General features: G+C 75.2%; 24 protein-coding genes. 18 read left to right on the forward strand and 6 right to left on the reverse strand.

From position 1 onward, the window contains the following. Nucleotides 1-42 precede the first annotated feature (42 nt). From ZF1_RS22750 to ZF1_RS22790, 9 genes are all read left to right on the forward strand, one after another. Nucleotides 43-936 (forward strand): MbnB/TglH/ChrH family RiPP precursor modification enzyme, encoded by an 894-nt coding sequence (locus ZF1_RS22750; protein WP_482638300.1) that lies wholly within the window; start codon nucleotides 43-45, stop codon nucleotides 934-936. Next, the gene (locus ZF1_RS22755; protein ID WP_482638301.1) at nucleotides 933-1,367 is read left to right on the forward strand and encodes an SCO6045 C-terminal-like domain-containing protein; all 435 of its coding nucleotides are present in this window, start codon (nucleotides 933-935) and stop codon (nucleotides 1,365-1,367) included. The genes ZF1_RS22750 and ZF1_RS22755 overlap by 4 nt, the downstream gene beginning before the upstream one ends. 114 nt (nucleotides 1,368-1,481) lie before the next feature. Continuing rightward, on the forward strand, nucleotides 1,482-3,266 hold the full coding sequence (locus ZF1_RS22760) for an acetyl/propionyl/methylcrotonyl-CoA carboxylase subunit alpha (RefSeq protein ID WP_482638302.1): 1,785 nt from the start codon (nucleotides 1,482-1,484) through the stop codon (nucleotides 3,264-3,266). 14 nt (nucleotides 3,267-3,280) lie between these two features. Continuing rightward, the gene (locus ZF1_RS22765) at nucleotides 3,281-3,865 is read left to right on the forward strand and encodes a GNAT family N-acetyltransferase (RefSeq protein ID WP_482638303.1); all 585 of its coding nucleotides are present in this window, start codon (nucleotides 3,281-3,283) and stop codon (nucleotides 3,863-3,865) included. 301 nt (nucleotides 3,866-4,166) lie between these two features. After that, nucleotides 4,167-4,673: a hypothetical protein gene (locus ZF1_RS22770; RefSeq protein WP_251784327.1), complete on the forward strand. Its 507-nt coding sequence runs from the start codon at nucleotides 4,167-4,169 to the stop codon at nucleotides 4,671-4,673. 138 nt (nucleotides 4,674-4,811) lie between these two features. Continuing rightward, complete coding sequence (locus ZF1_RS22775) at nucleotides 4,812-5,177, forward strand: hypothetical protein (RefSeq protein WP_253069370.1); 366 nt, start codon at nucleotides 4,812-4,814, stop codon at nucleotides 5,175-5,177. Next, the gene (locus ZF1_RS22780) at nucleotides 5,174-5,839 is read left to right on the forward strand and encodes a PPE domain-containing protein (protein ID WP_482638304.1); all 666 of its coding nucleotides are present in this window, start codon (nucleotides 5,174-5,176) and stop codon (nucleotides 5,837-5,839) included. The genes ZF1_RS22775 and ZF1_RS22780 overlap by 4 nt, the downstream gene beginning before the upstream one ends. Beyond that, the gene (locus tag ZF1_RS22785) at nucleotides 5,794-6,897 is read left to right on the forward strand and encodes a hypothetical protein (protein ID WP_482638305.1); all 1,104 of its coding nucleotides are present in this window, start codon (nucleotides 5,794-5,796) and stop codon (nucleotides 6,895-6,897) included. Before ZF1_RS22780 ends, ZF1_RS22785 begins: the two co-directional genes overlap by 46 nt. Continuing rightward, nucleotides 6,890-7,663: an ESX secretion-associated protein EspG gene (locus ZF1_RS22790; protein ID WP_482638306.1), complete on the forward strand. Its 774-nt coding sequence runs from the start codon at nucleotides 6,890-6,892 to the stop codon at nucleotides 7,661-7,663. Before ZF1_RS22785 ends, ZF1_RS22790 begins: the two co-directional genes overlap by 8 nt. Here ZF1_RS22790 and ZF1_RS22795 read toward each other — a convergent pair. Beyond that, the gene (locus ZF1_RS22795) at nucleotides 7,638-9,041 is read right to left on the reverse strand and encodes an NAD(P)H-quinone dehydrogenase (protein WP_482638307.1); all 1,404 of its coding nucleotides are present in this window, start codon (nucleotides 9,039-9,041) and stop codon (nucleotides 7,638-7,640) included. The two genes, ZF1_RS22790 and ZF1_RS22795, sit on opposite strands and share 26 nt — an antisense overlap. A gap of 143 nt (nucleotides 9,042-9,184) precedes the next feature. Here ZF1_RS22795 and ZF1_RS22800 point away from each other — a divergent pair, with 143 nt between their 5' ends. Further along, nucleotides 9,185-9,649 (forward strand): gamma-glutamylcyclotransferase family protein, encoded by a 465-nt coding sequence (locus ZF1_RS22800; RefSeq protein WP_208826265.1) that lies wholly within the window; start codon nucleotides 9,185-9,187, stop codon nucleotides 9,647-9,649. A gap of 80 nt (nucleotides 9,650-9,729) precedes the next feature. Here the strand turns inward: ZF1_RS22800 and ZF1_RS22805 are convergent, their stop codons facing one another. Next, nucleotides 9,730-10,977, reverse strand: coding sequence for an amidohydrolase (locus ZF1_RS22805; protein ID WP_208826274.1), 1,248 nt, complete (start codon nucleotides 10,975-10,977; stop codon nucleotides 9,730-9,732). Between the two features lie 482 nt (nucleotides 10,978-11,459). On the opposite strand from ZF1_RS22805, the gene ZF1_RS22810 reads away from it, so the two are divergent. Genes ZF1_RS22810 through ZF1_RS22825 form a run of 4 tightly spaced genes read left to right on the forward strand, consistent with a single transcriptional unit; the run spans nucleotide 11,460 to nucleotide 16,072 of the window. Next, on the forward strand, nucleotides 11,460-13,154 hold the full coding sequence (locus tag ZF1_RS22810; RefSeq protein ID WP_482638308.1) for a serine/threonine-protein kinase: 1,695 nt from the start codon (nucleotides 11,460-11,462) through the stop codon (nucleotides 13,152-13,154). A gap of 37 nt (nucleotides 13,155-13,191) precedes the next feature. Then, entirely contained in the window at nucleotides 13,192-13,995 is an 804-nt protein-coding gene (locus ZF1_RS22815; RefSeq protein WP_208826263.1) for a purine-nucleoside phosphorylase, read from the forward strand. Further along, complete coding sequence (locus ZF1_RS22820) at nucleotides 13,995-15,614, forward strand: phospho-sugar mutase (RefSeq protein WP_482638309.1); 1,620 nt, start codon at nucleotides 13,995-13,997, stop codon at nucleotides 15,612-15,614. The genes ZF1_RS22815 and ZF1_RS22820 overlap by 1 nt, the downstream gene beginning before the upstream one ends. After that, nucleotides 15,611-16,072 (forward strand): flavodoxin family protein, encoded by a 462-nt coding sequence (locus ZF1_RS22825; RefSeq protein ID WP_062397648.1) that lies wholly within the window; start codon nucleotides 15,611-15,613, stop codon nucleotides 16,070-16,072. The genes ZF1_RS22820 and ZF1_RS22825 overlap by 4 nt, the downstream gene beginning before the upstream one ends. 1 nt (nucleotide 16,073) lies before the next feature. On the opposite strand, the gene ZF1_RS22830 is transcribed toward ZF1_RS22825, so the two are convergent. After that, entirely contained in the window at nucleotides 16,074-16,823 is a 750-nt protein-coding gene (locus tag ZF1_RS22830) for a GDSL-type esterase/lipase family protein (RefSeq protein WP_073576389.1), read from the reverse strand. Between the two features lie 7 nt (nucleotides 16,824-16,830). Further along, nucleotides 16,831-17,454, reverse strand: a complete 624-nt coding sequence (upp, locus tag ZF1_RS22835; protein WP_073576390.1) for a uracil phosphoribosyltransferase — start codon at nucleotides 17,452-17,454, stop codon at nucleotides 16,831-16,833. 524 nt (nucleotides 17,455-17,978) lie between these two features. Here upp and ZF1_RS22840 point away from each other — a divergent pair. The 3 genes from ZF1_RS22840 to ZF1_RS22850 all read left to right on the forward strand — a co-directional run bounded on the left by ZF1_RS22840 (nucleotide 17,979) and on the right by ZF1_RS22850 (nucleotide 22,319). Beyond that, the gene (locus ZF1_RS22840; protein WP_073576391.1) at nucleotides 17,979-18,215 is read left to right on the forward strand and encodes a hypothetical protein; all 237 of its coding nucleotides are present in this window, start codon (nucleotides 17,979-17,981) and stop codon (nucleotides 18,213-18,215) included. 85 nt (nucleotides 18,216-18,300) lie between these two features. Then, nucleotides 18,301-19,563, forward strand: a complete 1,263-nt coding sequence (locus ZF1_RS22845) for a primosomal protein (RefSeq protein ID WP_350590562.1) — start codon at nucleotides 18,301-18,303, stop codon at nucleotides 19,561-19,563. 281 nt (nucleotides 19,564-19,844) lie between these two features. Beyond that, a complete protein-coding gene (locus ZF1_RS22850; protein WP_208826253.1) occupies nucleotides 19,845-22,319 on the forward strand; it encodes a cytochrome P450/oxidoreductase in 2,475 nt (824 codons plus the stop codon). A gap of 28 nt (nucleotides 22,320-22,347) precedes the next feature. On the opposite strand, the gene ZF1_RS22855 is transcribed toward ZF1_RS22850, so the two are convergent. Then, the gene (locus ZF1_RS22855) at nucleotides 22,348-22,905 is read right to left on the reverse strand and encodes a TetR/AcrR family transcriptional regulator (protein WP_208826251.1); all 558 of its coding nucleotides are present in this window, start codon (nucleotides 22,903-22,905) and stop codon (nucleotides 22,348-22,350) included. A 280-nt stretch (nucleotides 22,906-23,185) separates the two neighbouring features. Next, nucleotides 23,186-24,286: an adenosine deaminase gene (locus tag ZF1_RS22860; RefSeq protein WP_482638310.1), complete on the reverse strand. Its 1,101-nt coding sequence runs from the start codon at nucleotides 24,284-24,286 to the stop codon at nucleotides 23,186-23,188. Nucleotides 24,287-24,470: 184 nt separating this feature from the next. Here ZF1_RS22860 and ZF1_RS22865 point away from each other — a divergent pair, with 184 nt between their 5' ends. Further along, a complete protein-coding gene (locus ZF1_RS22865) occupies nucleotides 24,471-25,796 on the forward strand; it encodes a PA containing protein (protein ID WP_482638311.1) in 1,326 nt (441 codons plus the stop codon). Nucleotides 25,797-25,893 lie beyond the last annotated feature (97 nt).

Consider the following 25,893-nt stretch of genomic DNA (forward strand, 5'->3'; position numbering starts at 1 on the left):
GTGAAGCTGCGGGGACGGGCTCGTACGGGCGGAGGTGGCGACATGACGGGTGTCCCGGGCGGGACCGGGGTCGGCTGGCGCAGCGGAATCGCCGCCGTTCTCGACGACGTCGACGGTCTCGCGTTCCACGAGGTCATCGCCGAGCCGCTGCGCCCGGACGCGGTGCCGGCGTCGCTGCTGCGCAGGCCGGTCGTCGTGCACGGGGTGCGGCTGTCGCCCGGCTCGCCCGAGGGCGTCGACCCGGGGCGGGTCGCCCACCTCGCGGCCTGTGCCGCGGCGACGTGTGCGGCGCTGGTCAGCGAGCACATCGCGTTCACCCGGGCCGGCGGGATCGAGGCGGGGCACCTGCTGCCGCTGCCCCGCACCCGCGAGGCGCTCGACGTGCTCGTCGCCAACGTGACGGCGACCCGCGCGGAGCTGGACGTCCCGCTGGCGCTGGAGCCGATCGCGGCCCTGTTCGACTGGCCCGACGACGAGTTCGACGAGGCGGGCTTCCTGCACCGGCTGCACGACCGGACCGGGGCGCCGCTGCTCCTGGACGTCGCGAACGTGTTCGTCAACGCCCGCAACCGGGGCCGTGACCCGCGGGCGGACGTCGACGCGCTGCTCGCCGGGCTGCCGTCCGGGGCGGTGGCCTACTGCCACGTCGCCGGGCATGCCGCCGACGCGGCGGGACTGCTGCACGACACCCACACCGACCCCGTCCCGGACGCGGTGCTGGCGCTGCTGACCCACACCGTCGCCCAGCTGCCGGTGCCGCCACCGGTGATGCTGGAACGCGACGGCCGCTACCCGCCCGCCGCGGTGCTGCGCGCGGAGCTGGACGCCGTCGCGGCCGCCGCCGGGCACGCGGCGCCGTGCCGGGCGGGTGCGGGCGCCGGGCACGGGGCCGGGCCGGTGGCGGCGCCCGCCGCGGACGGGCCGGGCCCGACGTGAGCGACGGGCTCGCGCGACGACAGGCCGAGCTGGTGGCGGCGCTCGTCGCCGGCGGGACGGACCCGGCCGGGTTCGACGCGGCGCGCCTGGCCGCGACCCGGGCGGCGCTGCTGCGCAAGCGGGCCGGGCTCGCCGCCGCGGCGTGGCCGCTGCTCGCCGCCGACGCCGGGGCGGACTGGCAGGCCCGGTTCGGCGCCCGCTTCGAGGGCGTCGCCCCCTACGGCCCGGAGCGGGAGGGCTGGGACCTGGCCCGCGAGCTCGCGGCCGCCGGGCGGCTCGGTGCGGGCGCACGGCGCGAGCTGGCCGCACGCGAGGCGGCGCTGCACTACGACGGACGCACCGCCCCGCGCCCCCGGAACCGCCTGTCCCGATGGTGGTACCGGTCACGACCGGAGCGATCGGGGTCGAGGTCGGGGCCCTCGGACGGGTGACGACGTTGCCATCGCCACATTCCCCGCCGGTAACTTCCGGCGGCTCTGCTCTTACACTCCGCCTAACCCTGCGCCGGAGCATCGGGCCGGCGCCGTGACCGGAGGAGTTCGACCGTGCCCGCACTGCGCAAAGTGCTCGTCGCCAACCGGGGAGAGATCGCCGTCCGCGTGATCCGAGCAGCGAAGGACGCGGGACTTCAGAGCGTCGCCGTCTACGCGGACCCGGACCGGGACGCGATGTTCGTGCGGCTCGCCGACGAGGCCTTCGCGCTGGGCGGCTCGACCGCCGCCGAGTCCTACCTCGACATCGAGAAGGTCATCGGTGCCGCGAAGCAGGCCGGTGCCGACGCGATCCACCCCGGCTACGGCTTCCTGTCGGAGAACGCCGACTTCGCCCAGGCCGTGATCGACGCCGACCTCACCTGGATCGGCCCGTCGCCGCAGTCGATCCGCGATCTCGGCGACAAGGTGACCGCGCGTCACATCGCCCTGAAGGCCGGCGCCCCGCTGGTGCCGGGGACGAAGGACCCGGTCAAGGACGCGGACGAGGTCATCGCCTTCGCCGACGAGCACGGCCTGCCGGTCGCGATCAAGGCCGCCTTCGGCGGTGGCGGGCGCGGCATGAAGGTCGCCCGCGAGCGCTCCGAGATCGCCGAGCTGTACGAGTCCGCGGTCCGTGAGGCCACCGCGGCGTTCGGCCGCGGCGAGTGCTTCGTCGAGCGCTACCTGGACAAGCCGCGACACGTCGAGACCCAGGTGCTGGCCGACCAGCACGGGAACGTCGTCGTCGTCGGGACGCGGGACTGCTCGCTGCAGCGCCGCTTCCAGAAGCTCGTCGAGGAGGCGCCCGCGCCGTTCCTGAGCGACGAGCAGAAGAAGACCCTGTACGACGCCTCGAAGGCGATCTGCAAGGAGGCCGGCTACTACGGCGCCGGGACCGTCGAGTTCCTGGTCGGCCAGGACGGCATGATCACCTTCCTCGAGGTCAACACCCGTCTGCAGGTCGAGCACCCGGTCTCGGAGGAGACCACCGGGATCGACCTGGTCCGCCAGATGTTCCGGATCGCCGAGGGCCACGAGCTGGACTTCGACGACGACCCGCAGCCGCGCGGGCACGCGATCGAGTTCCGCATCAACGGCGAGGACGCCGGGCGCAACTTCCTGCCGGCGCCGGGCACCGTCGAGCGGATCTGGTACCCGGCCGGCCCGGGCGTCCGGATGGACGCGGGCGTCGAGGACGGCTCGGTCATCGGGGGGCAGTTCGACTCGCTGCTGGCCAAGCTGATCGTGTGGGGCAGCGACCGGCAGCAGGCGCTGCAGCGGGCCCGTCGCGCACTGGGCGAGTTCACGGTCGAGGGCATGGCGACCGTGCTCGAGTTCCACCGTCTCGTCGTCGAGGACCCGGCCTACGCCGCCGAGACCCTCGAGGACTTCACCGTGCACACCCGCTGGATCGAGACCGAGTGGGACAACACCGTCCCGCCGTTCGAGGGCGGCGCGGGTGCCGAGGACGAGTCCGGCGAGCGGCAGACCGTCGTCGTCGAGGTCGGCGGGCGACGCCTGGAGGTCTCGCTGCCCGGTGACCTCGCCCTCGGCGGCGGCGGCAACGGCAACGGCGGCGGCGCGGCCAAGGCGGCCCCGCGCAAGCGCGGCGGCAAGGGCGGCGGCGGGGCGAAGGCCTCCGGCGACGCCGTCACCGCGCCGATGCAGGGCACGATCATCAAGGTCGCAGTCTCCGAGGGCGACACCGTCGAGGTGGGTGACCTGATCGTCGTCCTCGAGGCGATGAAGATGGAGAACCCGGTCACCGCGACCAAGGCCGGCACCGTGACCGGCCTGGACGCGGAGCAGGGCGCCTCGGTCACCCAGGGCACCGTCATCTGCGAGATCAAGGACTGAGTCCCCTGGACCAGGTGCCCGTCCCCGCTACCGGCCCGGTGCTCGACCCGGTCGAGATCAACGCCGGGACGTGGTACCTGCGCGGACCACGGCACGACGGCCGGGTGGACGACCGCCCGGCCGTCGCCGCGTCCTGCCGGGACCCGGAGATCCGGCGCTGGCGCAACCGTCCGGACCCGGCCGCCCCGGACTTCGACGAGCAGGTGACCGCGCACGTCGCGGACCGGATCGACGGCTGGGCCCGCGGCACCCGCTGTGCCTGGTCCGTCGCCGAGCCGACGACCGGGGAGATGCTCGGCGAGATCACCCTGGAGCACCTGGACATCGCCCACGGCACCGCCGAGCTGCGCTGCTGGACGTTGCCCGGCGCCCGCGGACGCGGCCTGGCCCGCACCGCGGCCGGGGCGGTCGTGCGCTTCGCCTTCGGCGGGCTCGGGTTGCACCGCGTCACCTGGATGCACGCCGAGCCGAACCGGGCCTCGGCCGCCGTCGCCGCGGCGCTGGGGTTCGTGCCGGAGGGGCGGCTGCGGGAGGCGTGGACCGTCGACGGCGAGCGGGTCGACGTCGTCGTGCTGGGGCGGTTGGCGGGCGAGGGCTGAGGCGGTCCGCCCGGCCCCGTCGCCCGCACGTCGACAGCCGCGTTCCGCGGAACGCGAAGTGCCGACCGGGTCACCGCCCGTTGACCGGCACGTCGCGCCGTTCTAGCGTTCCCGGCGTGTCGCGCACGCCGTCCGGCGCCCGCGGCACGCAACGTCACAACTCCACAGCCGACCCGTGTGCCCGATCCACGGGGCCCGGAACTACCGCCACGCGGAGTACCGCGCCGCGGATCCGCTCACCACGCAGGCCCTGCCGCGCCGTGAGCCGTCCCAGTTCGACCGAGACGTCACAGGATCCGTCATGCCCCCAGAGCTCGACATCGCGCCGACGACGTTCCATGTCACGACGCACGTCCACACCGACGGCCCGATCCCGGGCCCGCACTCCCTGCTCACCCTGGCCTCCTCCGCGTACGGCGCGGACGGGGTCCTGATCGGCACCTTCACCGCCAACCTCCGGGAGCTCCCGGGGGCCACCCTGCACCCGACCGCGCTGGCGACCTGGCGCACCCGGGCGGAGGACTGGCTCCTGACCCGGCGGGCCTCGCGCCCACCGGGGCAGGTGGCGAACGACTACGCAGCCTGGGTCACCGACCTGGGCGAGCGTGCGCTGTTCGTCTCCGACCCGGAGGAACCGGACCACCTGTTCGTCTACTGGTACCTGCAGCGTTTCGCAGGCCGGTGGCCGTTCGCGGGGACCGTTCCCGCCCTCGGCGGGACGCCCCGGTCCTGGGCCCCACCGCCGTGCCCGCTGCGCGGGTGCGCCCCGGTCGAGGTCCCGGAGCCGGCCGAGGTGACGGCGGCCTGACCGCGACACACACCCCCGTCCGCGCCGGTGACCACCGGTGCGGACGGGGGTGTCGTCGTGTGCGGGCTTCGCGATCGCGACCGTTCCGCGGCGAACCGCCGCGGCGACGGCCGGTGCGGGCCTAGCGTGCGCCCGTCCGTGATCCGCCCGTCCGCACCGGAGGCCGACGTGCCCGACATCCACCCGGACCTGCGTGTCGACCCGGCCGCCCCGGCCGGGGCGGCGGAGGCGCTCGACCGGGCCGCGTCCCGGCTGGCCGTCGCGCTCCGCACCCTCGACGCCGACGCCCGCCGGGTCGAGCCGTGGCTGGGGGATCCGGCCAGCGCCGAGGCCGCCGCCCGCTACGCCGTCCACGCCGCGGACGGCCCCGACGCCGCGATCGGCCGGCTGCGCACCCTGCACGCGGAGCTGCTGCGGGCCCGCGACGCCGCCGGTGCCACCGGGCGTGCCTACACCCGCACCGAGGAGTCGACGACGGACGCGCTGAACCGGGGTGCCCGGTGACCGCGCCGCGCTGGGCGGGACTGAGCCACGCCGAGATCGTCGCGATGGTGGCGGCCGGTCCGGGCCCCGCGGCGTCGGCCGGGGCGGAGCGGGCGTGGCGCGACGCCGCCGCCGCGCTCACCGACGTCCACCGCGAGCTGTCCGGGCAGGTCCGTGACCTGCCCGGAGGATGGTCCGGCGGCACCGCGGACGGCGTCACCGCGGCGTTCGCGTCGCTGGACGGCTGGGTCGTCTCCGCCGCCGCCGACGCGGGCCGCACCGCCGACGCGCTGGCCGCCCAGGCCGGGCTCGCCGCGGACCTCCGGGCCCGGATGCCTGCCGCCGCGGCGCCGACGCCGCCCGAGACCGCACCCACCGGCCCGGCCCTGCTCGACGACTGGGCGGCCGCCGACCTCGCCGCGGGCAACTCGGCCGGCCGGGCCGCGGAGCTGATGGTCCGTTACGACGACGACACCCGTGTCACCGGTGCCCCGTGGGCCGGGTGGGGTGCGTCCCCGGTCGTCACCCACGAGGGCACCGTGAGCTCCCGGCCGGCCCCGTCGCCCGGCGGGCCCCGCCCGGCGGCGACGCGGACCCGGCCCCGGACCCGGCGGGCGGCGCCGGGACGGGGACGACGGTGTTCGCGGGGATCGGCTTCGGCGGGATCACCGCGGCGGTGCTGACCGGGAACGGACGGGCCGGGGTGCCCGGGGCGCGGCCGATCGACGTCGGCGGGCCCTCCTCCGGGCCGGCTCCCGCGACCGATGCCCCCCGCGCCGGCACGCCCGGCACGGACACCGGCCCCGGCACCGGTGAGCTCCCGGCCGGTCCGGCGTCCCCCGCGGGCGCGGGCGTCCCGGACGGCGTCGGCGGCGCGGACCCCGGCGGCGGCAGCACCGCGGTGACCGCCGCGGTGCTCGCGGGCGGGGCGCTCGGCGGGGCCGGGATCCTGGTCGGCGCGACGATCCGCCGGGAGCGGCAGGCCCGGGACGGACGCGGGTCCGCCGGGGACGGCACGCCGCCCGGGCACCCGCGCCCCGGCGGCGACGCCACCCCCGCTGAGGGCCCGCGGCCCGGCGACGCGGTCGGCCACGGGACACCGTCCGGCCGTGTCGCCCAGGAGGCGCCGGGTGACGGACCGCCGAGCGGGGCCGAGCACCGCCCGCCGTCCGGCGACGCGACGACCAGCGGCACCCGCGCCCCCAGCGGCGCCCCGGCCGCCGACGGTGGGGCGCCGCCGACGCCCGGTGACCCCGCCCCGGACGGCGCCACCGGGAACACCGCGCCCGACGGCGGTCCCGCGCCACACGCAGGCCCCGCTCCCGGTGCGACCACGAGCGACCGACCGTCCCCGGACGGAGCGGGCGGCGGTGCCGCCCCCGAAGGCCCCGACGGTCCCCGGAGCCCGGTCCACCACGGCGTCACCACCGGCGACCTCGCCGTTCCCCACCCCGACGGCCCGGCGCCCCACGGCGCCGTCACACACGCCCGCCACGCCCCGCCGCCGACGCCGGCACCGGGCGAGCCGGCCGTCACCCCCGCCGGGGTACCGGTGGGCGCGGTCCCGGCCGCCCCGCTCCCGGCCGCGGCGACCGTCGGCGCGCCCGCCGACCCCCGCACCCCGGCCTGGCGCCTCGTCGCCGACGAGCACGCCGCCCCCGACGACCCCCCGGAGCAGCCCGATGCCCGACCGGACCCCGGCGTCCTGCGCCCCGACGCCCGCTGGAGGGGCCGTGGCTGAGCCCGCGCCCTGGACCCCGTCGGTGCCGTTCGTGCTCATCGGCGCCGAGTTCGACGTCGTCTGGGAGCACCTGGGGCTCGGCCCCACCCCGGTGGCGCTGCGGCTGCCCTCCCCCGGGCGCACCCGCGAGGAACGACGCCGGGTCGTGGCGGCCGGCGTCGGCGGGCTGCGCGCCCGCGGCCTCGCCGGTCCGGCCGGACCCGACCCCGCGCTGGTACGGCTGCTGGCCCTGCTCGCCCGTCCCGACCGTCACCTGGAGGTGCGCGGCCGTTTCGACGACGGGCCGCTGCGCGCGGTCGCCGCCGAGCGCGACGGCGACGGCGTCCTCGCCGTCCACACCGGCGGAGCCGTCACCGTTACCGCGGCGGGCTCACCGGCGCACGCCGCGGTGTCGGCCCTGCCCCGGCGCGCGCCGGGGCCCGGGCCCGCCGTGGCCCTGCCCACCGCCGAGCTGGCCCGCCTCCTCGACGCGGACGTGCACACCGACCCCGGCACGGACAGCGAGCAGCGCGCCCGGCTCGCGCCGCTGCTCGCCGGGCCCGCGCACCGGGCACAGATCTGTGCCGTCCGGCACGACCGCTGGGGCAGCCCGTCGCGGCTGCCGGGGCACGTCGCCGTCGTCGACACGCCGCGGGGGCGCTACCGGCTGACCCGCGGGACCGGCGCGCACGGCGGATCCGAGTGGTCCACCCTCGCCCCCGCGGGCGACGGCGAGCTGCGCGACCGGTTCGCGGAGCTGTTCAGTCCAGGTCGGAGTGCTGCATGAGCTGACGGCCCGCCTCGGTGATCGACCCGGACAGCGACGGGTACACCGAGAAGGTGTGGGCCAGGTCGTCCACACCGAGCCCGTTCTGGACCGCCATCGCGATCGGCAGGATCAGCTCGCTCGCGACCGGGGCGACCACGACACCACCGATGACCACGCCCGACGCCGGGCGGCAGAACAGCTTCACGAAGCCGCGGCGCAACCCGCGCATCTTGGCGCGCGGGTTCGTCGACAGCGGCAGCATCACCGTGCGGGCCGGGACCTCACCGGAGTCGATCGCGTTCTGGCTGATCCCGACGGTCGCGATCTCGGGGCGGGTGAACACGTTCGCCGCGACGGTCCGCAGCCGGATCGGGGACACGCCCTCGCCCAGCGCGTGCCACATCGCGATCCGGCCCTGCATGGCCGCGACCGAGGCGAGCATGAGCACGCCGGTGCAGTCGCCGGCCGCGTAGACGCCCGGCTCGGAGGTGCGCGAGACCTTGTCGACGGGGACGAACCCGCCGCGGTCGGTCTCGATGCCGATCTTCTCCAGGCCGAGGTCGGCGGTGTTCGGGATCGACCCGACGGTCATGAGGGCGTGCGAGCCCTCGACGACCCGGCCGTCGGACAGCGTGACGCGGACGCCGTCGCCGGTGTTCTCGACCGAGTCCGCGCGGGCGTGGGCGAGGATCTCGACGCCGCGCTCGGCGAAGACCTCCTCGAGCACGGCGGCGGCGTCGGCGTCCTCGTGCGGGAGGACCCGGTCCCGGCTGGAGACCAGGCTGACCCGGCACCCGAGCTCGACGTAGGCGGAGCAGAACTCCGCGCCGGTCACGCCCGACCCGATCACGATCAGGTGCTCGGGCAGCTCGTCGAGGTCGTAGAGCTGGCGCCAGTCCAGGATCCGGTCGCCGTCGGGGCGGGCGGAGTCCAGCACCCGCGGGGTGGCCCCGGTCGCGATGAGGACGACGTCGGCGACGAGCTCCTCGACCGTCCCGTCGGCGTGGGTGGCGGTCACCTCGTGCGCGGCGCGGGCCGCGGCGGGCCCGGCGAACTGCGCGGTGCCGGCGATGATCCGGACGCCCTCGTCCTCCAGCCGGGCCCGCACGTCGGCGGCCTGGGCGAGAGCGAGGGACTTGACCCGCTCGTTGACCGCGGGCAGGTCGACCGCGGAGTTGCCGCGGTCCACCAGCACGCCGAGGTCCTCGGCACGGTGCAGGTCGACCCGGACGGCCGCGGAGGAGATGAAGGTCTTCGAGGGGACGCAGTCGTAGACGACGCAGGCGCCGCCCATCCCGTCCCGCTCGACGACGGTCACCTCGCTGCCGTGCTGTGCCGCGACGAGTGCGGCCTCGTAACCGGCCGGTCCGCCGCCCATGATGACGATGCGGGTCACGGGAGATCCCCCTGGAGAAGTCGGTGGTGGTGGACCGGCAGGCGGTCCCGCCCGCCGGCGTCGACGGGGCTCACAGTACGCGTGTCCCATCGTTACGACCGGGCGGGTCGAGGCCCCGCCGGGCTCCCCATTACCCTGCACGCGTGCCGCTGTATGCCGCGTACGGGTCGAACATGGACCCCGAGCAGATGAAGGAGCGCGCCCCGCACTCGCCGATGGCCGGGACCGGGTGGCTCCAGGGCTGGCGGCTGACGTTCGGCGGCGAGGACTACACCTGGGAGGGCGCGCTCTCCACCGTGGTGGAGGAGCCGGGCTCGCAGGTGTTCGTCGTGCTCTACGACGTCCCCGAGCACGACGAACGCCAGCTCGACCGCTGGGAGGGCGGCGAGCTGGGCATGCACAAGAAGCTGCGGCTGCGGGTCGCCACCCTCGACGGCAGCGTCCTCGCGTTCATCTACGTGCTGAACGCCTACGAGGGCGGGGACCCGTCGGCCCGCTACCTGGGCGTGATCGCCGACGCCGCGGAGACCGCGGGCGCCCCGGACGACTACGTCAACGAGCTGCGCAGCAGGCCCAGCCGCAAGTCCTCCCCCGGCAACCGGTCCTGACCGGCCGCACCGGCTGACGAGGACGGCCCGGCCCCCGCGAGGGGACCGGGCCGTCGTCGTTCACCGCGGGAGACGGTGGTTCAGGAGGCCGCCTGCGCCAGCGCGGACAGCGCGGCCTGCACCAGCACCCGCGACCCGAACGGCAGGGCACGCTCGTCGAGGTCGAAGGTCGGCTGGTGGATGTCCCGCTGCTTGCCGGTGCCCGACCACACCCCGAGCCGCGCCATGGCGCCCGCGGAGTGCTCCAGGTACCAGGCGAAGTCCTCGCCGCCGGAGGACTGCTCCGTGGACGCGTCGGCGACCTCGCCACCGACGGTCACCGCGGCGTCGCGCAGCATCCCGGTGGACACCGCGTCGTTGACGACCGGCGGGACACCGCGGACGTGGTCGAGCACGTAGCCGACACCGGTCGGGGCCAGCACGGACGCGACGAGCGCCCGCAGCTTCTCCTCGAGCTCGGTCCAGGTGGTGTGGTCGGCGGTGCGCAGGGTGCCGCGCAGCAGGCCGGACTGCGGGATCGCGTTCGCCGCGTCCCCGGCGTGCACCGCACCCCAGGTCAGGACGGTGCCCGAGCGCGGGTCGACGTGGCGGGTCAGCAGCAGCGGCACCTGCGTGGCCAGCAGCCCGAGCGCCTGCACGAGGTCGGCGGTCAGGTGCGGGCGCGAGGTGTGCCCGCCCGGGGAGGTCAGCCGGACCTCGATGAGGTCGCAGGCCGAGGTGATCGGCCCGACCCGGGTTCCGAGCCGTCCTACCTCCAGGCGCGGGTCGCAGTGCAGAGCGAAGATCCGCTGCACCCCCTCCATCACGCCCTGCTCGACGGCGTCGAGCGCGCCGCCCGGCTGCACCTCCTCGGCCGGCTGGAACACCAGCCGGACCCGGCCGGGCAGCGACGGCGCGGACTGCAGCGCCAGTGCCGCGCCGAGCAGCATCGCGGTGTGCGCGTCGTGCCCGCAGGCGTGCATGACGCCGGGCACCTCGGAGGCGAACGGCAGACCGGTCTGCTCCTGCAGGGGCAGCGCGTCCATGTCCGCGCGCAGGGCGACCAGCGGCTCGCCGTGCCCCACCTCGCAGACGACACCGGTGCCGCCGCGCAGCGTGCGCGGCTCCAGACCGGCCCGCAGCAGGGTCTCCGCGACCCGCGCGGTCGTGAGGTGCTCGCGACGGGCCAGCTCGGGCTGGGCGTGGATCGCGCGGCGCCAGCCGACGATCTCGCCCTTGTGCGCCCGCATCCACGACTCCAGCCAGGCCGGACCCGTGCCGGAGCCGAGATCGTCGACCGCGGGATCGGTGATCTCCGGGAGCTCGGTGCGGGTCTGCAGCGCAGTCACCTTGTCCTCCTCGTACTGGCCCTCGGCGGGAACGGCCCGCGTGTCCGCGGTCGACGCGGACGGCGTTCGGTCGTCTCCCACCACCCATGATGGTGCTCACCCGTCCGGCGGTGTTCCAGTCGAAATCGTCCGTTCACGCCACGGGGCGGCAAGGGGTCGGCGAGCTGCTGCCAGCGGGTTCACCGCTCCAGGTGAACGGCCGCGTGCGACCGTTCCTCCCGTCGGCGAACGGCCGTCCTCGCCGTTCACCGGCGGTTCGGACGCCCGTCACGGGGAACTCCCGGGACGACGACACCGGCCCGCGGCCGGAACGCCACCGGACCGTGACCGTCCGCACGCCCGGCCCGCCGCGGCGGCCGTCCGGCGTCCCGGAACGACCAGTGTCGTCACGCACCGTCACCAGTGGGCACCGGCGGTGACGATCCCGGCCGGGAACGGTGTGCGGGGACGGGCCGCGCGGGCACGATGGAACAATCGGCGGCGTGTCCGTTCCCGAGGGCGAGGTCCAGCGCCGACAGTTCGCCGGGCGGTACCGCGTCGACGGTCCGCTCGGGAGCGGCGCGATGGGCACCGTCTGGTCGGGTTTCGACGAGGTCCTGCACCGCCGCGTCGCGCTCAAGGAGCTGAAGATCCCCGACGGCATCCCGGCCGGGGAGAAGCTGGAGCTGCGGGAACGCATCATGCGGGAGGCCCGGGCACTGGCCGGGCTGTCGCACCCCAACGTCGTGACCGTCTTCGACGTGCTCGACTCCGGCGGCGACGAGCCGCTGGTGGTCATGGAGCTGGTGCCGTCGAAGAACCTGGCCGCGGCGATCACCGAGCTGGGCAGGCTCGACGCCGCGCAGGCCGGCGTCGTCGGGCACGGCACCGCGGCGGCGCTGCGGGCCGCGCACCGGGCCGGGATCACCCACCGCGACGTGAAGCCCGGCAACGTCCTGATCTCCGACGACGGCCGGATCAAGCTCACCGACTTCGGCATCGCCCGCAACGAGTCCGACGCGCCGATGACCTCCGCGGGTCTCGTGCTCGGCTCGCCCGCCTACATCGCGCCCGAGGTCGCCGCGGGCCAGCCGGTCACGCCGGCCGCGGACCTGTGGGGCCTCGGCGCGACGCTCTGGGCCGCCGTCGAGGGCCGCCCGCCCTACGACGTCGACGGTGACCCGGTCCGCACCATCACCGAGGTCGTCGACGGTCCCGTCCCCGCGCCGACGGTCACCGGCCCCCTCGCCGAGGTCATCGCCGGGCTGATGGTCAAGGAGCCGTCGGGCCGGATGCCGCTCGACGAGGTCCGGGCCCGGCTGCGCCCGCTGCTCGCCGACCCGGACGACCCGATCTTCCCCGGCTCCCCGGACGTGCCGACCGTGATGGCGCGGGTGCCCGCACCGACCGGCCCGGCACCGGCACCGACACCGGCACCGCCGCGGGTCGCCGCACCGCCCCCGCCCGGCCCGGTCGGCCCCACCGGCACCGGCGCCTACGGCCGCGTCCCGGTCACCGACCCCGTGCCCGCGCCGGCTGCGCCGCCCGCCGGGCCGCCGCGCCCCCGGCAGGCCCGCCCGTCGTCGCGGGGGGCGGCGCCCGCCCGTACTGCGGCGGCCGGCCCGACCACCGTGCTCGGCGCCGTCCCGCTGGTGCTCGGCGGCGCCCTGATCGTGCTGCTCGGCGCGCTCGCCGGGTTCACCGGGGTCCGCACGCTGGCCGGGCAGGAACCGCTGTCGACGGTCACCGTCGCCACCGACCGGTCGCTGCGCACCACCTACCCGGACCCGCTCGGCTTCACCGTGCCGGTCCCCGACGGCTGGACCCAGTTCCGCTCGCCCGCCCCCGACGGCTCGGTCGTCGTCCGCTTCGTCAGCCCGGACGGCCGTCAGGAGCTGTCGGTCCGGGCGGCGACCTCGGCCGGGGCCGTCACCGACGCCCTCACCCCCGAGGCGCTGGGCGTCGACCCGGTCGAGGCCGGGCCGGTCGAGCAGCTGCCCGACGGCTCCAGCCAGGTCGCGCTCACCACCGGCAGCGGCAGCGCGCAGCGCAGCACGCTGATGCGCATCATTCCCGGCCGCGACCAGCTCGGCGGGGTCTGGGTACTGCAGCTGACCTCCCCCGCCGGCCGCGCCGAGGACGCCGTCGCGGGCCTGTTCGACGCCGTCGCCTCGGGCTTCCGCGCCACCCCGGGCTGAGCCGGCCACGGCGCCGGCGCCCCCTAGGCTGGCGCGCATGGCCGACACCGCCGACCCCACCGCTCGCGCCCACGCCGCCGCCGCCGAGCTCGCCCGCCGCACCGGCACCGACGCCCACGACGTGGCGGTGGTCCTGGGCTCCGGCTGGCGGCCGGCCGCCGACGTCCTCGGCACCCCGGACACCGAGGTCCCGATGGCCGAGCTGCCCGGGTTCGTCGCGCCGTCCGCGGTCGGCCACGGCGGCACCGCCCGCTCGCTGCGCATCGGCGACACCCGGGTGCTGGTCCTGCTCGGGCGCACCCACCTCTACGAGGGCCACGGGATGGACCCGGTCGTGCACGGCGTCCGCACCGCCGCGGCGGCCGGTGTCCGCACGGTCGTGCTGACCAACGCAGCGGGGGGCATCACCGAGGGTCTGTCGGTCGGGCAGCCGGTGCTGATCTCCGACCACCTCAACCTGCTGGCGCGCTCTCCGCTGCACGGCGCGCACTTCGTCGACCTCACCGACGCCTACTCCCCGCGGCTGCGCGCCGCCGCCCGCGAGCTGGACCCGTCGCTGGTCGACGGCGTCTACGCCGGGCTGCCCGGTCCGCACTTCGAGACCCCGGCCGAGATCCGGATGCTGCGCACGCTGGGCGCGGACCTGGTCGGGATGTCCACCGTCGCCGAGACGATCGCCGCCCGCGCCGCCGGACTGGAGGTCGCCGGCATCTCGCTGGTCACCAACCTGGCCGCGGGTCTGTCCGGGCAGCCGCTGAACCACCAGGAGGTCCTCGACGCCGGCGCCGCGGCGGCGACCCGGATGGGCTCGCTGCTGCGCGACCTCGTCGGCCGCATCTGATGGTGCTGCCGGGGCCGCTGCGCGACGCGGCGCTGCGCTGGATCGCCGACGACCCCGACCCGGGCACCCGGGCCGAGCTGCAGCGCGTGCTGGCCACCGCGATGGCCGGCGGCGACGGTGCCGCGGCGGCCGGCGACGAGCTGGCCGACCGGCTGTCCGGGCCGCTGCGCTTCGGCACCGCCGGGCTGCGCGGGCCGGTGCGGGCCGGGCCGTCGGGGATGAACGTCGCCGTCGTGACCAGGGCGACCGCCGGGCTGGCCGCCCACCTGGCCCGGACCACGGGCACCGGCCGGGTCGTCGTCGGCCGGGACGCCCGGCACGGGTCGGCGGCGTTCGCCGAGGCCAGCGCCCGGGTGCTGACCGGCGCCGGGTTCACCGTGACCCTGCTCGACGGCCCCGTCCCCACCCCGCTGGTGGCCTTCGCCGTGCGCCACCTCGGCGCGGTCGCCGGGATCGCCGTCACCGCCTCGCACAACCCGCCCGCCGACAACGGCTACAAGGTCTACCTCGCCGACGGCGCGCAGCTCGTGGGCCCCGACGACGCCGCCATCGAGGACGCGATCACCGCCGCCCCGCCCGCGGTGTCGGTGCCGCTCGGGCCGCTGCCGGACCCGGCGGAGGTCACCGGCGCCTACCTGGACCGGGTCGCAACGCTGTCGGGGAACACCGGGGCGCCCGCGCCGCGGATCGCGCTCACCCCGATGCACGGCGTCGGCGGCGCGACCGCGGTCGCCGCGCTCGCCCGGGCCGGGGTGCACGACGTCGCCGTCGTCGCGAGCCAGGCCGTGCCCGACCCCGACTTCCCGACGGTCGCCTTCCCGAACCCGGAGGAGCCCGGCGCGACCGACGCGCTGCTCGCGCTGGCCGCCCGGAGCGGCGCGGACCTCGCCGTCGCGCTGGACCCGGACGCCGACCGGTGCGCGCTCGGCGTCGCCTTCGGTGACGGCTGGCGGATGCTGTCCGGCGACGAGACCGGCGTGCTGCTCGGCGACCACGTCCTGCGGACCGGGACCGCGGCGGACCCGCTGGTCGCGACGACCGTCGTGTCGTCGTCGATGCTCGCCCGGGTCGCGGCCGCCCGCGGGGCCCGCTCCGCCGAGACCCTCACCGGGTTCAAGTGGATCGTGCGGGCCGGCGACGGGCTCGTCTTCGGCTACGAGGAGGCGATCGGACTCTGCGTCGACCCCGACGGCGTCCGGGACAAGGACGGCGTCTCCGCCGCCGTCGTCGCCGCGGACCTGGTACGCGGGCTCGCCGCGGCCGGGTCGTCGGTGCCGCGGCGGCTCGACGAGCTGGCGGCGGAGTTCGGCGTGCACGCCACCCGGGGTGTCTCGATCCGGATGGCCCCCGTCGAGCGCGACGCCGCCGTCGCCCGGCTGCGCGCCGCGCCCCCGGCCGGCTGGGAGGCCGACCGCCCGGCCCCCGACGTCCTGCGGCTGCGGCGCCCCGGGACCCGCGTGGTGATCCGCCCGTCGGGGACCGAGCCGAAGCTCAAGGCCTACCTGGAGGTCGTGGAGGACCCCACCGGCGACGTGGCCGCGGTGCCGGCGTCGCGGGCCGTCGCCGCGGAGCGCCTGGCCGCGCTGCGCGCGGAGGTCGACGGGATGCTCGCCGGATGAGCGCGCGCCTGCTCCTGGTCCACCACACGCCGTCCCCCGCCACCGCGGAGCTGCTCGCGGAGGTCCGCGCGGGCGCGGCCGACCCGGACATCACCGGGGTGGAGGTCGTCGCCCGCGCCGCCCTGGCCGCGACGGCGAGCGACCTGCTCGCCGCGGACGCCGTCGTCCTCGGGACGCCGGCGAACATCGGCTACATGTCCGGCGCGCTCAAGCACTTCCTCGACCAGGTCTTCTACGTCTGCGCCGACGACACCCGCGGCCTGCCCTACGGGCTGTGGGTGCACGGCGGCTCGGACACCTCCGGCGCGACCCGCTCGGTGACGACGGTCGCCGGGGCGATGGGCTGGACCGCGGCGGCCGCGCCGGTCGAGGTCGCGGGTCCCCCGGACGCCGCCGCCCGGGCCGCGTGCCGCGAGCTGGGCGCGGTCGTCGCCGCGACCGTCATGCCGGAGGGCTGAGCTACCGGCGCCCGGTGGCGGGCCGCACCCCGAGGTGCGCCTCGATCCGGTCGGCCCACACCGACGCGATCGTGCGGTAGGCGCCCGGTCCGGCGTGCAGGCCGTCCGCGGTCCGCCCGGCGGGGAACAGGGTGGCGGTGTCGACGAACTCCACCGAGTGCCCGGCCGCCCGGTGCGCGGCGGCGACCCGGGGCAGGTACTCGGCCAGCCGCGCCCGCTCGGCCCGTTGCTTCGGCAGCGGCGCCCACACCCCGGCCATGATCACGTGGGTGTGCGGTGCGGCTGCGAACACGCGGTCCAGCAGCCGGTCCAGGCTCGCCGCCGTCGCCCGCGCGCTCGCGTCCTGCAACAGGTCGTTGGTCCCGGCGTGCAGCAGCACGACGTCCGGCTGCGCGGCCAGCACCCAACCGCCCGTCATCGGCACCATCCGGGCCGCCGTCCAGCCGGAGCGGCCCTCGTGGTCGGTGTCGGGCAGCGCGTCCGGCCCGGAGCTGCGGGAGCCGACGTAGTCGATGCGGACGCCGTCGGCGGCCAGGCGCTGCCACAGCGGGAGGCGGTAACCGGCCGTCGCCGGGCTCCCCACCCCGACCGTCGACGACGCGCCCAGCGGCATCACCCGCACCACCCCGGGATCGTCGACGGCGGCGGGCACCTCGGCGTCCTCCGGCCGGTCCGCCGCGGGCAGCGCCGACAGCGCGACCGCGGCCACCGTCGCCACGACCCCGGTGAGGATGCGGCGGGAGGGCCTCACGGCGGACTCAGACCGCGCCGAACTGGCGGTCCCCGGCGTCGCCGAGGCCGGGGACGATGAACGCGGAGTCGTTGAGCCGCTCGTCGATGCTGGCGGTCACCATCCGGACCGGCAGCCCGGACGCGCGCAGCCGCTCCACGCCCTCCGGCGCGGACAGCGCGCAGAGGACCGTCACGTCGTCGGCGCCGCGGCGGGTCAGCAGCTCCACGGTGTGCACCATCGAGCCGCCGGTGGCCAGCATCGGGTCGAGCACGAACACCGGCCGCCCGACGAGGCTGTCGGGCAGCGACTCCATGTAGGGCACCGGCCGGTGGGTCGTCTCGTCGCGGGCCATGCCGACGAAGCCCATCTGCGAGTCCGGGATCAGGTTCAGCGCGGCCTCGGCCATCCCCAGCCCGGCCCGCAGCACGGGGACGAGCACCGGCGGGACGGCGAGCCGGTGACCGACCGTCCGCGAGACCGGGGTGTGGATCCGCTCCTCGGCCAGCGGCGCCGAGCGGGTGGCCTCGTAGACCAGCATCAGGGTGAGCTCGCGCAACGCCGCCCGGAAGGTCGCGTTGTCGGTGCGGGCGTCCCGCATGGTGCTGAGCCGGGCCCGCGCGAGCGGGTGGTCGACGACGATCGTGTCCACGGCCGCACACCCTACGGCGGCCGGGCCGCGCGGAGATCCCCCGTGAGGAGGCGCCCGGCCCACCGATCCGGTGCCGTCGCCCCGCCGGGCCGTGGGACCCGACGGCCGGACGCGCTCCGTGTCCTGCGACGATGCCGTCCCGTGACCGGACGGACACCGGGACGTCATCCCCGGACGTTGACACGGATGCGTGTCACGGTTCACGAAGCGTGAGAAGCACGCGCTCACCGACGAGTGACGCCGGGACCGGCCGGATGCATCTCCTCGCCCTCCCGGGTGAGGCCGCGGACACCCTCGCAGACCTTGCGTGACAGCCGATCCCGGAGCGGAACCGTGATCACCAACGGTTGCCGGTCGGACACGGCCGGTTCCCCGGATCGCGTGATCGACCGCGTGGAGTGCCACGATCAGCACGCGCGGTCGCCGATCTCGCGATTCACCTGACCCGAACGGGTGGTATGGCCGAAACGGTGTCACATCGAGGGTACCGCCGACGCTGTACTAGACGACAAGGAGGTGATCCGATGCCGGAGAACACGACTTCCGAGGAGCAGACGTTGATCGCTGCTGCGGAAAAGCTCACGCAGTGCGACGGATACGTTGTTCTGGCGGTGGACCCACAGACCGGGGAGGTGGACGCGCACGGCCCGTTCGACGGGATGACGGCGACCGTCAAGGCCGACCAGCTGCGACGCGACTTCGACCGGGGTGGACTCGAGGACGTGTCCATCGGAGTGGTCCGACTGCACTCCCAGGCCTGACCCCGCACGACCGTGATCCGCCGGGCCGGCGACACCCGAGGTGGTGGGACCGGCCGGCGGCAGGACGCGACGATAGGCTCGCCCCGTGGCAAGCGACATCGTCCCGATCCGGCTCGCTCTCACCCGGGGCGACGTGGTCACCCTGTGGGCTCCCCCCTGGCGCGAGGACGGCGAGGAGTGGGAAGCCTTCCTCGGCGACGACGAGCACGTGTTCGTCTTCGACGAGGTGGCCGGTCTCGCCGCGTTCGTGCGGACCGCACCCGAGCACGACCTGGCCGACCACCCCGCGTGGTCCGCGGTCCCCGGGCTCGCGGTCGCCGAGCTGACCCCCGACGCCGTCCACCGGTACGACCTGGTCGGTCTGCCGGAGCTGGCCGCCGCCGACCCGGACGCGCTGACCGTGCAGGAGCTGCACGAGACCGTCTCGATCGTCCGGTCGCTGGCCGACGTCTGCGACCTCTCCGCCGTGATCGCCGCGCTCGACGGCGAGCCCACGTTCGCGCTGCTGCGCGAGGGCGAGCAGGCCTTCGCCGGACGTGACGGCGCCAAGCGCTGGACCGCGCTGTCCGAGGCGATCGCGACGCACTGGGACGGGATCGTCGACACCGTCGACGACCTCGTCGCCACACCGGACCTCGACGCCGGGGCGCTGGACAAGGCGCGCGCCGAGGAACAGGAGCTGCGCGACCGTCTCGCCGAACAGCCCCTCGACGACGACGAGGCCCTCGAGGCCGCCGCGCTCGCCGCGGGCACCGAGGACGCCGACACCGCCGCGGAGGAGCCGAACGGCTTCTGGGCCGAGGTCGGCATCGACCCGATCCGCATCGAGGTCGGCGACCGCTCCGTGGTCAGCCTGCGCTGCTACCTCGACGACAAGCCGGTCTTCCTCGGCTCCGACGGCCGGATCGACGTGTTCGGCTCCGAGCGTGCGCTGTTCCGGGCGCTGGCCGACCGGGAGCACCCCGCCGTCGCCGGGACCGACCTGACCGCGGCCGTCACCTTCGCCGAGGTGCTCGACGCGGCCGCCGTCGGCGAGCTCGACGGCGGCGTCGAGGACATGAACACCTACGTGCTGACCGGGATCGGCCCCGACCTCGCCGAGGGCGTGCTCGACCTGGACCCGGTCCAGCTCGACCTGGCCTCGGAGCTGCTGACCGACGTCGGCGAGTGGGCCGGGGACCCCGAGCCCGCCGAGGTCCTCGCCGAGTCCAACAGCCTCGGCTGGCTCGTGTCGTTCGTCGTGCGGCCGGACCCGACGCGGATGGCGCCCAGCCCGCCGTTCACCCAGGAGGCGCAGTCCTGGGGCGAGCTCGTCGCCGGGCTCGAGGCCCGGCTGCGGGAGCACTAGCCCGGTCGGTCCGCGAGGGGCCTGCCCAGGGGTCGGCAGAACCCGCCCTGCGCGACGAGGCGCCCGCCGATGTCGCCGGCTCCCACGGCTTCGGAGCCCGCGGCTGGGCGCGGGAGCACCCCGTGACTACCGGCACGGACGGTCCCGGGTCGCGACGACCTCGGAGACCCCGGGCGTCCCGGGGCGCCCCAGGGTCTGACATACGGCCAGGTATTGTCAGCGCCAGAGACCTGTGATTCGCTTATGTCGTCAGCAGTCATCTCGACAAGGTGGTCGACGGCATGCGCGTTCCCGATCAGGTCCGCACCCGAGCCCAGGCGGCGATCCCGATGCGCCGCCAGATCCAGGCGCTGCATCTGATGCAGCGGGCCAGGAGGCTGGTGGTCGGTGACGGGCAACCACGTTTCACCGAGTCCGACATCGCGGAGGTGTCCGACCTCGATCTGACCGAGATCGACGTGAGCAACCCGTTCCTGTGGCGTCAGCAGCAGTGGCTGCCCTACTTCCGTCGGCTGCGCGACGAGGCGCCCGTGCACTTCCGGGCCGACAGCGCGTTCGGGCCGTTCTGGTCGGTCACCCGGTACGACGACATCGTGCGGGTCGACAAGGACTTCGAGACCTTCTCCGCGGAACCGCAGATCGTCCTCGGTTCGCCGCCGGAGGGTCTGGACATCGAGATGTTCATCGCGATGGACCCGCCGCGCCACGACCAGCAGCGCGCAGCCGTGCAGGGTGTCGTGGCTCCCCAGAACCTCGAGGAGATGGAGGGCCTGATCCGTTCGCGTGTGCGGGAGGTCCTCGACGGGTTGCCGGTGGGAGAGCCGTTCGACTGGGTCGACCGGGTCAGCGTGGAGCTGACCGCGCGGATGCTGGCCACCCTGCTCGACTTCCCGTACGACCAGCGCCGCAAGCTGGTGCAGTGGACCGACCTGGTGGCGACGAGCGCGTCGGCGACCGGCGGCGCCAACGACACCGACGAGATCTACCGCGGCGCCGCCGAGATGGCACGCGCCTTCAGCGAGTTGTGGCACGAGAAGGCGGCTCGTCTCGCCGACGGCGACAAGCCGGGTTACGACCTCATCACGCTCATGCAGCTCTCCGAGGACACCAAGGACCTGATCCACCGTCCGATGGAGTTCCTGGGCAACCTGGTACTGCTCGTCGTGGGCGGCAACGACACCACCCGGAACTCGATGACCGGTGGCGTGCTGGCCCTCAACCAGTTCCCCGAGCAGTTCGACCGGCTGCGTGCCGAGCCGACGCTCGTGCCGAAGCTGGTCCACGAGATCCTGCGGTGGCAGACACCGCTGGCCTACATGCGCCGGGTCGCCACGCGCGACACCGTCCTCAACGGCCAGTTCATCCGCAAGGGTGACAAGGTCGTGATGTGGTACGCCTCGGCGAACCGGGACGAGCGGACGTTCGAGGACCCGGACTCGTTCATCATCGACAGGCGGAACGCACGGCACCACCTTGCGTTCGGTATCGGTCCGCACCGCTGCATGGGCAGCCGGCTCGCCGAGTTGCAGTTGCGCATCCTCTGGGAGGAGTTGCTCGCACGCTTCGACGACATCGAGGTCCTCGCCGAGCCGACCCGGGTGCAGTCGAACTTCGTACGCGGCTACAGCTCGATGATGGTGCGGCTGACGCCCACGGGCGGAGAGCGGCGCGGCGACGGTCCCTACCGCTCCGCCCTGGCCGCCGAGCGGACGACCGCCCCGGCTGCGGTGTCGTCCGGCCCGTCCGTCTCCGAGCCCACCCCCACCTCGACGCCCACGTCGTCGTCCCGGGTCGGGCGGGCCACATCGGGCGGCGCCGGCCTCCTGGATCTGCAGGTCACGACCCGCCGCGAGGTGGCCGAAGGGGTTGTCGAGCTGACCCTCACCGACCCCACCGGCGCCGCACTGCCGGCCTGGGCACCCGGTGCCCACATCGACGTGGTCCTGGACCGCGGGCTGACACGGCAGTACTCCTTGTGCGGCGACCCTGCGCCGGGCTCCCCCTGGAGGGTGGCGGTGCTGCGCGAACCGCAGAGTCGCGGAGGGTCGGCGTACGTGCACGACACGCTGGATGTGGGGCACACGCTGCGTGTCCGGGGTCCCCGCAACCACTTCGCCCTCGAACCGTCGCCTCGCTACCAGTTCATCGCCGGCGGCATCGGCATCACCCCCATCCGTGCCATGGTCGAGTCCGCCCGCTCCGACGGCGCCGACTGGCACCTGCTGTACGGCGGCCGGTCCCGGGCGTCGATGGCCTTCCTCGACGAGCTCGAGGACGACGATCGGGTGACCGTGTGGCCCCAGGACGAGCGCGGGTTGCTCGACCTCGACTCGGTCCTGGGCACCCCGCGGGCCGACACCCTCGTCTACTGCTGCGGTCCGGGCGCACTCCTCGACGCGGTGGAGGACATGTGCGGCACCTGGCCCCGGGACAGCCTGCATCTGGAACGGTTCGTGGCCGCGGTGGTCGACCCGACCACGGGAGGGCTGGACACGTTCGAGGTCGAATGCGCCGCCTCGGGGGTCACCGTGGACGTCGCTCGAGGCACGTCGGTCTTCGACGCGCTGGAGCAGGCCGGTGTGGCCGTGATGGGCTCCTGCATGGAGGGCATCTGCGGCACCTGCGAGGCCGACGTCGTCGAGGGCACCCCCGATCACCGCGACGCGGTGCTCTCGCGGGCCGAGCGGGAGCGGGGCGAGGTCATGATGACGTGCGTGTCACGTGCGCTGACCCAGCGCCTGGTCCTGGACCTCTGAGACGGCTGCCGCCCGGAAAGGCCGGGATTCAGGCGAACCCGCGCACCACGTGCCTGATCCGGTCCACGGCCTGGTCGACCTCCACGGTCGGTTGCAGCAGATGGCTGAGGACGAGCCGGACCACGGTGTCGACCATGGCCTCGGGGGCGGCCGCACCGAGCTGGGAGCCGAGGGCCTGCACGGCGTTGCCGAGCACGGCGTCCGGATGCACGGCGACCAGCTCCAGAAGACCGTGGTCGTGGCCGGGACGCAGGACCGCGGCGAGGACCGCGTTCTCCCGACCGTGGTCGAGCGCGTGGCGCGCCGCCGCGGCGATCGCGTCCTCCAGCGAGTCGGGATGGGCTGCCAGTCCCTCCTGCACCCGCGCCAGGAACCGTTCCACCTCACGGTCCACCACGGCGCGGCCGAGTTCGGCCTTGGTACCGACCTCCTTGTGCAGGCTCTGCCGCGGCACTCCGGAGCGCTGGGCGACCTTGGTGATGCTGAGCCGGTCCCAGCCCTCCTCGGTGATCAGCTCGACCGAGGCGTCCAGCACCCTCTCGAGCCGCAACGCGCGCAGTTCGGCGTAGAAGGCAGGAGCACTCATGCGACGAGCGTAGGACAGCGGTGACGCGCGACGCCGCACCCTCGGGCAGGCCCGGACACCGGAGGACGGCCGCCCGGCGGCGCCCGACCACCACCTGAGCTGCGACGCCGCCGTGCAGCCCGTGGGACCCGGTGGCGGCGTGCCCGCTCACGGGTCCACGGCCGTCGGTGGTCCGTCGCAGCTCGCACCCGAGGGCTGCAGATCCGCACTCGATGCAGGGACCGCCGGGCCACCACGATCATGTCCATCGGGACGAGCAGCGTCGGCCGGGCCGGCACGACTAGCGCGACAAGACCTCGTAGCCGGGCTTGATGACGTCCTCGATCAGGGCCAGACGCTCGTCGAACCCGATGAACGCGGACTTCATCGCGTTGACGGTGAACCAGCGCAGGGTGTCCCAGCCGTAGCCGAAGGTCTCGGCCAGGTCGTACATCTCGCTGGTCATGGTGCAGCCGGACATCAGCCGGTTGTCGGTGTTGACCGTGACCCGGAACCGCAGGTCGGTGAGCAGCCCGATGGGATGCTCGGCCAGCGACGACGCGGCGCCGGTGTGCACGTTCGAGGTCGGGCACATCTCCAGCGGGACGCGGCTGTCGCGGACCCAGGCGGCGAGGCGGCCCAGGTGCGGGCCGTCGTCGGTGACGGTGATGTCGTCGACGATCCGGACGCCGTGTCCGAGCCGGTCGGCGCCGCACCACTGCACGGCCTCCCAGATCGACGGCAGCCCGAACGCCTCACCGGCGTGGATGGTGACGTGGGCGTTCTGCTGACGGACGTACTCGAACGCGTCGAGGTGGCGGGTGGGCGGGAACCCCTTCTCGGCGCCGGCGATGTCGAACCCGACCACGCCGGAGTCGCGGTGGCGCACGGCCAGCTCGGCGATCTCCCGGGACCGGGCGGCGTGCCGCATCGCGGTGAGCAGGGTGCCGACCCGGACGGTGTTCCCGGCCGCCGCGGCGCGGGCGGTGCCGATCCGGAACCCGTCGAGGACGGCCGCGATGACGGCGTCGAGGTCCAGACCGCCCTCGACGTGCAGCTCGGGGGCGAAACGCACCTCGGCGTAGACGACACCGTCGGCGGCCAGGTCCTCGGCGGCCTCGGCCGCGACCCGGGTCAGCGCCTCCCGGGTCTGCAGCACGGCGACGGTGTGCCCGAAGGTCTCGAGGTAGCGGACCAGCGAGCCGGAGTGGGCGGCACCGAGGAACCAGGCCGCGAGCTCGCCGGGGTCGGTGGTGGGGAGCTTGTCGTAGCCGTACTCGCGGGCCAGGTCGACGACGGTCCCGACCCGCAGGCCGCCGTCGAGGTGGTCGTGCAGGAGCACCTTGGGGGCGCGGCGGACGGTGTCGCGGGTGACCGGGACGGGAGCGGTGGGATCTGCCACCCGGGCACGGTACCGAGCGGCGTGGCGCGCGACGACCGGCGCCCGGACCTGCCATGATCGACCCGATCCGGGCGCGGAGACATGCCCCGGACGGCCGAGCGCAACACCGTCCGTCGACCCTCGTACGGCGGTCGCTACCCTCTGGGCACTCCCCACTTGGCTCAGAGGAAGCGCAGCAGGTGCCATGAGCGACACTTCGAACCTCTCGTTCGACCGGATGCGCGGCATGCTCATGCGAGCGGCCGAGATCCGTGACAGCGAACAGCAGCAGATCTTCGACTCCCTCGACGAGATCCACGCCCGGCTGGCGGCCCTGGACGCCATCGGCACCGTGCGCAAGAAGCTCACCGAACTCCCCGACCGGACCGAGCTGAACGTCCTGGCCGAGCGCCTCGACGAGACCGTGTCCAAGCTGGACAACACCGAGATCGTGCTCGGCGCGATCACCCGGGCCATCGAGTCCCTGCCGGACAAGCTGGCCAAGCCGATCGCCCAGCTCGACGGGCGGCTCGACGGCATGGGCGGGCGCCTCGAGGGCGTCTCGGGCCGGATGGACGGCCTGGACGACCGCCTGGGCGGCCTGCACAAGCGCCTCGACGACCTCGACAACCGCCTCGACCGGCACGAGATGCGGCTCGACGCGATGCCGAACGCCGTCGCCTCCCCGATCAAGGAGCGGGTCGACGGCGTCGAGCGTCAGGTGCGCGAGCAGCTCGACGCGGCCGTGCACTCCTTCGAGGAGACCGGCGAGGGCCTGCGCAATCTGCTGGGCGACACCTCGGTGGGCCTGCACCGCCGCCTGGAGGACCTGGCCCAGCGCCCGGCCGTCGACCCGGCCCCGGCGTTCGACGCCCTCACCGAGCGGCTGGAGGCCCTCTCCGCCCGCCTGGAGGAGGTCGGCAACCGGCTCGACTCGGTCGAGTCCGGTCTCGACGGCAAGCTGACCGACCTGGACGGGTCGGTCAAGGAGCGGGTCGGCAAGCTCGGCGGGTCCCTGAAGGACCGCCTGGGCGAGCTCGACGGCTCGGTCACCGAGCGGCTGTCGTCGCTGTCGGAGGCCGTGGACGGCCGGTTCGACGCGCTCGGCGAGAGCGTCGACGGGAAGCTCGACAAGCTGACCGGCGACGTCGACGGCCGCCTCGACAAGCTGACCGGGGAGGTCGACAGCCGCCTGGAGAAGCTGTCCGGCGACGTCTCGACGCTCTCCGCGGGCGTCGACGACCGGCTCGCCGGCCTCGACACCGTGCTGCGCGACCGTCCGGACACCGGCTCGGTCAGCGACCTGGTCACCAAGGCCAACGCCGAGTCCGAGCGCCGCAACGCCAGCCAGCTCGACGAGGCCATGGCGACGTTCGCGGAGCTGATCATGGGCCGGGGTGGGCAGTACGCCCAGCAGGCCCCGCCGCCCCCGCCCCGCCCGGCCCAGCGCCGCGGGCGGGCCAAGGTCGCGGTGAAGAGCCAGAACGGTGCCTCCGCCGCCGACCTGGTCGGCGACGACCCGGACGACTGAGCCGCCGGTTCTCCTGACGGACGCCGCGCCCCGCACGCCGGGGGCGCGGTGTTCGTGCGTTCCGGGCCCTTGCACCGGCCGGTGACAACCGGCCGCG

The sequence above is a fragment of the Pseudonocardia sp. ZF1 genome (genome assembly GCF_056835605.1).

What these genes read in the sequence shown, in the direction of transcription:
- ZF1_RS22840 (WP_073576391.1), top strand. Translation starts at nt 17,979, where the DNA reads ATGCCGGAGAACACGACTTCCGAGGAGCAGACGTTGATCGCTGCTGCG.
- ZF1_RS22750 (WP_482638300.1), top strand. Translation starts at nt 43, where the DNA reads ATGACGGGTGTCCCGGGCGGGACCGGGGTCGGCTGGCGCAGCGGAATC.
- ZF1_RS22825 (WP_062397648.1), top strand. Translation starts at nt 15,611, where the DNA reads ATGAGCGCGCGCCTGCTCCTGGTCCACCACACGCCGTCCCCCGCCACC.
- ZF1_RS22770 (WP_251784327.1), top strand. Translation starts at nt 4,167, where the DNA reads ATGCCCCCAGAGCTCGACATCGCGCCGACGACGTTCCATGTCACGACG.
- ZF1_RS22865 (WP_482638311.1), top strand. Translation starts at nt 24,471, where the DNA reads ATGAGCGACACTTCGAACCTCTCGTTCGACCGGATGCGCGGCATGCTC.
- ZF1_RS22855 (WP_208826251.1), bottom strand. Translation starts at nt 22,905, where the DNA reads ATGAGTGCTCCTGCCTTCTACGCCGAACTGCGCGCGTTGCGGCTCGAG.
- ZF1_RS22815 (WP_208826263.1), top strand. Translation starts at nt 13,192, where the DNA reads ATGGCCGACACCGCCGACCCCACCGCTCGCGCCCACGCCGCCGCCGCC.
- ZF1_RS22820 (WP_482638309.1), top strand. Translation starts at nt 13,995, where the DNA reads ATGGTGCTGCCGGGGCCGCTGCGCGACGCGGCGCTGCGCTGGATCGCC.
- ZF1_RS22850 (WP_208826253.1), top strand. Translation starts at nt 19,845, where the DNA reads ATGCGCGTTCCCGATCAGGTCCGCACCCGAGCCCAGGCGGCGATCCCG.